Here is a 7376-nt window from a genome sequence, read left to right on the forward strand (position 1 = left end):
CGGTTCTCAGAGGGCTAGGGCTGACCCGGAAGCAGCCGCACCATCAGACCGTTGCCCTCGGCCAGCACGGACTGGTCACCGTCGACCAATTCGGCGGCGACGAACGCCTTGCGGCCCTCGGTGCCGGTGACCCGGCCGCGCACCAGCAAAGGGACGTCGATCGGGGTGACCTTGCGATAGTCGACGTGCAGGAAGGCCGTGCGGCTGATGGGCCGGTTGGCGGCGTGCGAGATCATGCCGAACATGTGGTCAAACAGCAGCGGCAGCACGCCGCCGTGCACCGCGTGGTTTCCGCCGACGTGAAACCGGCTGAAGTGACCTGTCATCTCGACACCGTCGGGCCCGTACCGCGTCAGAACCCACGGCGGTAGCAACAGGCTGCCCATGCCGGGCAGGTCAGGTGTGCGCCCCGCGGGCGCCTGTCCCTCGACCTCGGCCTCAAACGGCCCCAGCAGCTCGGTCAGCGCCGCGACCCGATCGGCGGCGTCCTCCCAGACATCCTCGCCCGGGTCGGCCGACACGGCGAGGTCCTGCAGCCGGCGCATGGAGGCGACGAAGCGGGCGAAGCCGGGACCCGGACTGGCCGGGCCGTACTCCGGGAAGCCGCCGTGGTGTTCGTATTCAGGATCGAGGTCTATCGGGTTCGGTTCAGAATCCGTCACGGACGGGCCGCCAGGACGTCGCGGCGCACGATGGTCTGTTCGCGGCCGGGTCCCACTCCGATGCACGAAACATGAGCTCCCGCAAGCTCTTCGAGCCGAAGCACATAGTCGCGTGCCTTGGCCGGCAGGTCGTCGAACTCCCGGGCGTGCGAGATGTCCTCCCACCAGCCGGGCAGCTCCTCGTAGATCGGCTCCGCGCGGCCGAGGTCGCTTTGGGTCATCGGCATCTCGTGGATGCGCGCCCCGTCGATCTGGTAGCCGACGCACACGGGCACCGTTTCCAGGCTGGACAGCACATCGAGCTTGGTCAAAAAGTAGTCGGTGATGCCGTTGACCCGGGTGGCGTAGCGGGCGATGACGGCGTCGAACCAGCCGCACCGCCGGCGCCGCCCGGTGGTGACGCCGAATTCGCCCCCGGTCTTGGACAGGTATTCGCCGTTCCCGTCGAACAGCTCGGTGGGGAACGGGCCGGAGCCCACGCGGGTGGTGTAGGCCTTGAGGATTCCCAGCACCGTGGTGATCCGGGTGGGCCCGATCCCCGAACCCACGGCAGCCCCGCCCGCCGTCGGATTCGACGACGTCACATAGGGATACGTGCCGTGGTCGACGTCGAGCAGCGTGCCCTGCGAGCCCTCCAGCAACACGGTTTCGCCGGACTCGAGCGCGGTGTTGAGCAGCAGCCGGGTATCGGCGATGCGGTGCCGGAAACCCTGGGCCTGCTCCAGCAGGGCCTCGACGACCTGGTGCGGGTCGAGCGCCTTGCGGTTGTAGATCTTGACCAAGATCTGGTTCTTCAGTTCCAGCGCGGCCTCGACCTTGTGCGTCAACACCTCCCGGTCGAGCACGTCGGCGACGCGGATTCCGATCCGGGCGATCTTGTCCTGATAGCAGGGCCCGATGCCGCGGCCGGTAGTGCCGATCTTCTTGTTGCCCATGTAGCGCTCGGTGACCTTGTCGATAGCCACGTGGTAGGGCAACAGCAGGTGCGCGTCGGCGGAGATCAGTAGCCCGGAGGTGTCGACACCGCGGTCTTCGAGGCCTTTGAGCTCGTCGAGCAGCACCCCGGGATCGATCACCACGCCGTTGCCGATGACGTTGGTGACACCGGGCGTGAGCACTCCCGACGGGATCAGGTGCAGGGCGAAGTTCTCGCCGGTCGGCAGGACGACGGTGTGTCCGGCGTTGTTGCCGCCCTGGTAACGCACCACCCATTGAACACGCCCACCGAGCAGGTCAGTGGCCTTACCTTTGCCCTCGTCGCCCCACTGGGCGCCGATGAGGACGATTGCCGGCATGAGTTTGCTCCCGCCTGCTTACTGTGGTTCTGCTGGCATAACGCCAGATCTTGCACCGCTGCAACGGTTTTCGGCGTCGCCCGATGTGTCGCCCTTCCGTCGGGTGGCAGCGCCTCGGTTAGCCGCGTCGGGACCGTGCGCGTTGCTCCACGCGTCTTTGCTTGCCGCGCTCACGTGGCGATCCTAAACGTCGGGTAACGACGGGCTTGCCACAAGGCCCGTTTGATCCCGGCCCGTGTCGCGCAAACACCCGGGCCCGCCTCGTCGCGTCGGCGGTCAGGGGCTTGCCGTCACCGGCGGTTTGGCCGCGCACACGCCGTCGCGCGTCGGCGCGTCCAACATCAGGCACAGGCCGTTCGCGTCACGGTTGGGCCGTTTGGCCGCCCAACCGGGCCACGCCGGTTTGCCGTTCCAGCTGACCAGCGTCCAGCCATCGTGGGGATTGCCCTGGATCTCGACGATGCCGGTGTTGGGCAGCGGGTCGAACAGCAGGAGCAACTGTTCGGGGTTTCTGACGGACGTCATCGTCCCGATACCGATGTCGAATTCGCTGGAGAACGCGACCTCTCTGATCCTGCCGTCGGACGCGCGGACCGGGTTGGCCAGCGCGCTGCCGTACATCGTTCCGAGCATGTCGCTGAAGCGGCCGGCGCTGGTCGCCGCGTTGCCATCCATCGTTTGCAGCGCGCCGTTGAAACGCTTGTGGAACTCGTACCCGTTCGGGTCGGCGGAGCCGGGAGCCAGCATCGGCACGATGCGCAGGCCGAGCAGCCATGCGATGGGCGCCAGCAGGTACGCCAGCCCGGCAAGGCTGAACTGCGGCATGCCGTTGAAAACACCGGCGTCGATCTCGTTGAGCCCGGGCAGCACCTGCACATTCATCCCCAACGCGGCGGCCAACGGCGCCGCGGTCTGCTGCGTCCTGACCAACTGCGACGCGAAGATCGCGGCGACCGGGCCCTGCGTCACGAGCGCGTTGGCGACATTCTGCGCCTGTTGTTGGCCGAGCGCGGTGAGCGCCGCCCCGGGCACCGCCGTGTCGATCAGTCTCGCCGCGTTGGCCGCCGACTGCCCATGGCGCACCAGGTCGATCACGATCGATTCGTCGGCCGAGGCCCTCGCCGATCCGAGACACAGCAGGACAGCCGAAAGCAGCACCGCGCCAACGCGGCCGAGGTGCGTCGTCAGCACCGGAGGAGGACGTAGGCGGCGCCGTACCCGAGCGGTGCGGGCCGCACGGCGGAGAAAATGGCGGTGAGGCGGCGAATGGTCGTTCTCCGTTCTCTCAACCACTCGTTGGCGGGATTCCGCACAACGTCGGCCCTGTGGCAGGAGTAAAGTATCCGGTTGTTTCCCGGCGGCGCCGCAACAACTTTCGCAGTCCGACACCATGTTGTGACTGTGTCGTTATGGCCCATTGATCGGACCAGAGTCGTTGGAAGTCAAAACGATTGGGCCACCTTGATTGGATAGCTTGTGACACAGGAAGATCGAGCCGCCGCGGTTCTACTGTTCGGCGAACGGCCCACCTACGGCCCGTTACGGGGCATGCGCGCCCACGGGGTCGCCGGCGACCCCGATATCGACGCCGCGATAGGCCCCTACCGGCGCCTGGTCGTGGTGGGCGCCGACGCCGACCTGGCCGCCGTGCTGACCCGGCTGCTGCGCGCGGAGCGGCTCGACGTCGAGGTGGCCTACGTGCCGCGCCGCCGCACCCCGGCAACCCGGATCTACCGCCTTCCCACCGGACGGCGGGCGGCGCGGCGCGCCGGCCGCGGTTCCGCGCAACGGGTGACACTGATCCGCGACGAGACCGGCTCGGTGGTCGTCGGGCGCGCCGCCTGGGTGCCGCCCGATGACGCGCGGGCCATCCACGGCGAGGCGGTCGTCGACGACGCCACGTTGTTCGACGGCGACGCCGCCGCCGTGATCGTCGAGCCGACGCTGGCCATGCCCGGCCTGCGGGCCTTGCTCAAGGGAGGGGTCCGGGGCGGCTGGCGCCGGTGGGTCAGCGGCCGCGCGGCCCAGCTGGGCAGCACCGGCGTCGTCGTGCTGCGCGACGGCGTCCCCGCGTCGCGCGCCGCCCGCCGCTCGGCGTTCTACCGCAACATCGAGGGCTGGCTGCTGGTCCGATAGTTTCGTCCGGTGAGCTTCCCCACCCCTCAACGCGAATCGGTACGGCCCAGCCCGATCTTTTTGGCGCTGCTCGGGTTGACGGGAGTGGGCGGCGCGCTGGCCTGGCTGGCCGGGGCCAGCCCGCGGCCACTGGCCTATGTCGGGGTGTTCATTTTCGTGATCGCCGGCTGGCTGGTGTCGCTGTGCCTGCACGAATTCGGGCACGCGGTGACCGCCTGGCGCTTCGGCGATCACGATGCTGCCGTGCGCGGCTACCTGACCCTCGACCCGCGCCGCTACACCCATCCCGCGCTGTCGCTCGTGCTGCCGCTGGTGATCGTCGCGCTGGGCGGGATCGGCCTGCCCGGGGCGGCGGTCTACCTCCGGACATGGTTCATGACGCCCACCCGTCGCACCCTGGTCAGCCTGGCCGGCCCGTTAGCCAACCTCGTGTTGGCGGCGCTGCTGCTGGCGCTGACCCGGTTCTTCTTCGACCCCACGCACGTGGTGCTGTGGGCCGGGGTGGCGTTCCTGGGATTCCTTCAGCTCACCGCGGTGGTGCTGAACCTGCTGCCCATCCCGGGCCTGGACGGCTACGACGCCCTGGAACCGCATTTGAGCCCCCAGACGCAGCGCGCGTTGGCGCCGGCCAAGCAGTGGGGCTTCGTCATCCTGCTGTTTCTGCTCCTGGCGCCGGTGCTCAACCACTGGTTCTTCGGGGTGGTGTTGTCGTTGTTCGACCTGTCCGGTGTCCCGGAGGTGTTGGTGAGCTGGGGCAACGCGCTGACCCGCTTCTGGAGCCGCTGGTTCTGACCCTTGCCTTATATGCGCTTCTACGCATAGATTTCCGGGCATGGGCGCCGGCCACAACCACACCCCCGCCGAGACGGACTCTGCTCGGCTGATCCCGCGCATGATCATGGCCGCGGCGATTCTGGCGACCTTCTTCGTGGTGGAACTGGCGACCTCGTTGCTGATCAACTCGATCGCGCTGCTGGCCGACGCGGGCCACATGCTGACCGACGTCGTCGCGGTGTTCATGGGGCTGGGCGCCGTCACGCTGGCCCGCCGCGGCAGCTCGTCGCCGGCTCGCACGTACGGCTGGCATCGCGCCGAGGTGTTCACCGCCGTCGCCAATGCGGGGCTGCTGATCGGGGTTGCGGCGTTCATCCTCTACGAGGCCGTCCAGCGGCTGAGCGAGGCTCCCGCCGTCCCCGGCGTGCCGATGATCGTGGTCGCGCTGGCCGGGCTGGCCGCCAACTTCGCCGTCGCGCTGCTGCTGCGGTCCCACTCCTCGGGGAGCCTGGCGGTCAAGGGCGCCTACATGGAGGTCGTCGCCGACACCGTGGGCAGCCTGGGCGTGCTGATCGCCGGTGTGGTCACCGTGACGACGCATTGGCCCTACGCCGACGTGGTGGTGGCCGTGCTGGTCGCCCTCTGGGTGCTACCCCGGGCGATCTCGCTGGCCCGCGACGCGCTGCGGATCCTTTCCGAATCGTCGCCGACCCACATCGACGTCGAGGAGCTGCGCCACGCCCTGGGCGCCGTCGACGGCGTGACCGGCGTGCACGACCTGCACGTGTGGACGCTGTCCCCCGGCAAAGACATGTGCACCGCGCACCTGATCAGCACCGGAGACCCCACCCAGATCCTGCGTGACGCGCAGGCGGTGTTAGCGGCCCGCGGGCTGGAACACGCCACCGTCCAGGTCGACTGCCCCGACGACACCGATTGTTCGGAAAGCTTTTAAAGCGTTACAGCCCAAGCCCTTTGCGCGCCTCGGGGTCGCAATCGTCGAGCAGATCCAGACACCGGGCGTACTCGTCGGTTTCGCCGATCGTGTCGGCGGCGCGCGCCAGCGCCGCCACGCAACGCAGGAAGCCGCGATTGGGCTCGTGCGAATACGGGACCGGGCCGAAGCCCTTCCAGCCGTTCCGGCGCAGCTGGTCCAGGCCGCGGTGATAGCCGGTGCGGGCATACGCGTACGCGGTGATGGCCTGGTCGTCGGCCAGGGCCTGCTCGGCGAGTGCCGCCCAGGCCACCGATGCCGTCGGATGCGCGGCGGCGACGATGCCGGGCTTCTCACCGGCAAGCAGTTCCGCCTCGGTATCGGGGTCTTCGGGCAGCAGGATCGGGTCGGGCCCGAGAAGATCCTTCATCGGCGTCATGGCTCTATTCTGCAGCTCGCCCGTTTTGCCCGCGGGACGCACCTCGGCCATCGCCCCGGGCCGGGGTCTGGGTCGCTAAGCTCTGCAACTACCCCACTCGACAGCGGGAGGACAGTTTTACTCATGCCCAACCCATCCGAGCCCGACCGCGGCGGCACGCCGAACCGGCCCGGGTTCGACCCACGCGAGTCTCGCGGCGAACCGAGCGATGAGTGGGCGGGCGAATCCGGCCCAGAAACCAGGTTCGAAACCGGAGAGGACGCGACAGAGAGCGTCCCCCTGGTCCCCAACGACGCCGAGACCGAGACTGTGGTGATCAACAAACCCGATCCGCAGAGCGGTCCCCATGAAGTACCGGACCCACCGCAGCGGGAACGTCGCTTCACCGCCCCGGGCTTCGACGCCAAAGAAACCACGATCATCTCTACCACCCCCGAACCCGCCACCGAGGTCTTCGCGACGCCGGGGCCGGACGGCACCACACAGTTCGGGGTTCCACCTAAAGCCGCTGTGCCGCAATCGATCCCACCTCGTCTGGGCGGGAAGCTGCGTACCTCCCGGCAATTCAACTGGGGTTGGATACTGGCGATCGTCGTGATCGTGCTGGCGCTGGCGGCGATCGCGATCCTGGGCACGGTGCTGCTCACCCGGGCCAAACACACCGGCGTTTCGCAGGAGGACCAGGTCCGGCACACCATCGGCGACTTCGACGTCGCGATTCAGCGGGGTGATCTGACCACGCTGCGCACCATCACCTGCGGCACCACCCGCGACGGCTACGCGGATTACGACGCACGCGCCTGGGACGAAACGTACCGGCGGGTCTCGGCGGCCAAGCAGTATCCGGTGATCGCCAGCATCGACCAGGTCGTCGTCAACGGCCAGCACGCCGAGGCCAACGTCACCACGTTCATGGCGTACGACCCGCAGGTGCGCTCCACCCGCAGCCTGGACCTGCAGTACCGCGACGACCAGTGGAAGATCTGCCAGTCCCCCAGCGGCTAGCTTGTGGCCGAGTGGGCGGCCGGCCGCACGTTCGGTAGCGCGCGCGCGGCCGCCGCACGTTCGGGGATAGCGACGCGGACGGTTAGCCCGAGAGGGACTTTCCGGGCGCGGGGCGGGGGGGGGGCGCAGCG

Annotated in this window: 8 protein-coding genes; 4 read left to right on the forward strand and 4 right to left on the reverse strand. The window is 68.6% G+C overall.

Features of this window, described 5'->3' with window-relative positions:
• Positions 1–14: 14 nt before the first annotated feature.
• The 3 genes from A5775_RS01815 to A5775_RS01825 form a co-directional block, all read right to left on the reverse strand.
• Positions 15–662, reverse strand: a complete 648-nt coding sequence (locus A5775_RS01815) for a PaaI family thioesterase (RefSeq protein WP_067246480.1) — start codon at positions 660–662, stop codon at positions 15–17.
• Positions 659–1957, reverse strand: a complete 1299-nt coding sequence (locus tag A5775_RS01820) for an adenylosuccinate synthase (RefSeq protein ID WP_067246483.1) — start codon at positions 1955–1957, stop codon at positions 659–661. The genes A5775_RS01815 and A5775_RS01820 overlap by 4 nt, the downstream gene beginning before the upstream one ends.
• Before the next feature lie 276 nt (positions 1958–2233).
• Complete coding sequence (locus tag A5775_RS01825; protein ID WP_197512299.1) at positions 2234–3148, reverse strand: histidine phosphatase family protein; 915 nt, start codon at positions 3146–3148, stop codon at positions 2234–2236.
• 285 nt (positions 3149–3433) lie between these two features.
• Here A5775_RS01825 and A5775_RS01830 point away from each other — a divergent pair, with 285 nt between their 5' ends.
• From A5775_RS01830 to A5775_RS01840, 3 genes are read left to right on the forward strand one after another with little or no spacing between them, the layout of a single operon-like run.
• Positions 3434–4093, forward strand: coding sequence for a peptidase M50 (locus tag A5775_RS01830; protein WP_067246486.1), 660 nt, complete (start codon positions 3434–3436; stop codon positions 4091–4093).
• Between the two features lie 9 nt (positions 4094–4102).
• On the forward strand, positions 4103–4885 hold the full coding sequence (locus tag A5775_RS01835) for a site-2 protease family protein (protein WP_067246488.1): 783 nt from the start codon (positions 4103–4105) through the stop codon (positions 4883–4885).
• Positions 4886–4925: 40 nt separating this feature from the next.
• On the forward strand, positions 4926–5822 hold the full coding sequence (locus tag A5775_RS01840) for a cation diffusion facilitator family transporter (RefSeq protein ID WP_067246491.1): 897 nt from the start codon (positions 4926–4928) through the stop codon (positions 5820–5822).
• Between the two features lie 4 nt (positions 5823–5826).
• On the opposite strand, the gene A5775_RS01845 is transcribed toward A5775_RS01840, so the two are convergent.
• Positions 5827–6240, reverse strand: coding sequence for a DUF3151 domain-containing protein (locus tag A5775_RS01845; protein ID WP_067246516.1), 414 nt, complete (start codon positions 6238–6240; stop codon positions 5827–5829).
• Positions 6241–6363: 123 nt separating this feature from the next.
• Between A5775_RS01845 and A5775_RS01850 the strand changes: the two genes are divergently transcribed.
• Entirely contained in the window at positions 6364–7245 is an 882-nt protein-coding gene (locus tag A5775_RS01850; protein ID WP_067246494.1) for a hypothetical protein, read from the forward strand.
• Positions 7246–7376: the final 131 nt, after the last annotated feature.

The organism is Mycobacterium sp. 852002-10029_SCH5224772 (genome assembly GCF_001667315.1).
GTDB lineage: Bacteria > Actinomycetota > Actinomycetes > Mycobacteriales > Mycobacteriaceae > Mycobacterium.

Bases quoted from the DNA above. Each gene is read 5' to 3' on its own strand.
- A5775_RS01840 (WP_067246491.1), top strand. From the start codon at position 4,926: ATGGGCGCCGGCCACAACCACACCCCCGCCGAGACGGACTCTGCTCGG.
- A5775_RS01845 (WP_067246516.1), bottom strand. From the start codon at position 6,240: ATGACGCCGATGAAGGATCTTCTCGGGCCCGACCCGATCCTGCTGCCC.
- A5775_RS01820 (WP_067246483.1), bottom strand. From the start codon at position 1,957: ATGCCGGCAATCGTCCTCATCGGCGCCCAGTGGGGCGACGAGGGCAAA.
- A5775_RS01850 (WP_067246494.1), top strand. From the start codon at position 6,364: ATGCCCAACCCATCCGAGCCCGACCGCGGCGGCACGCCGAACCGGCCC.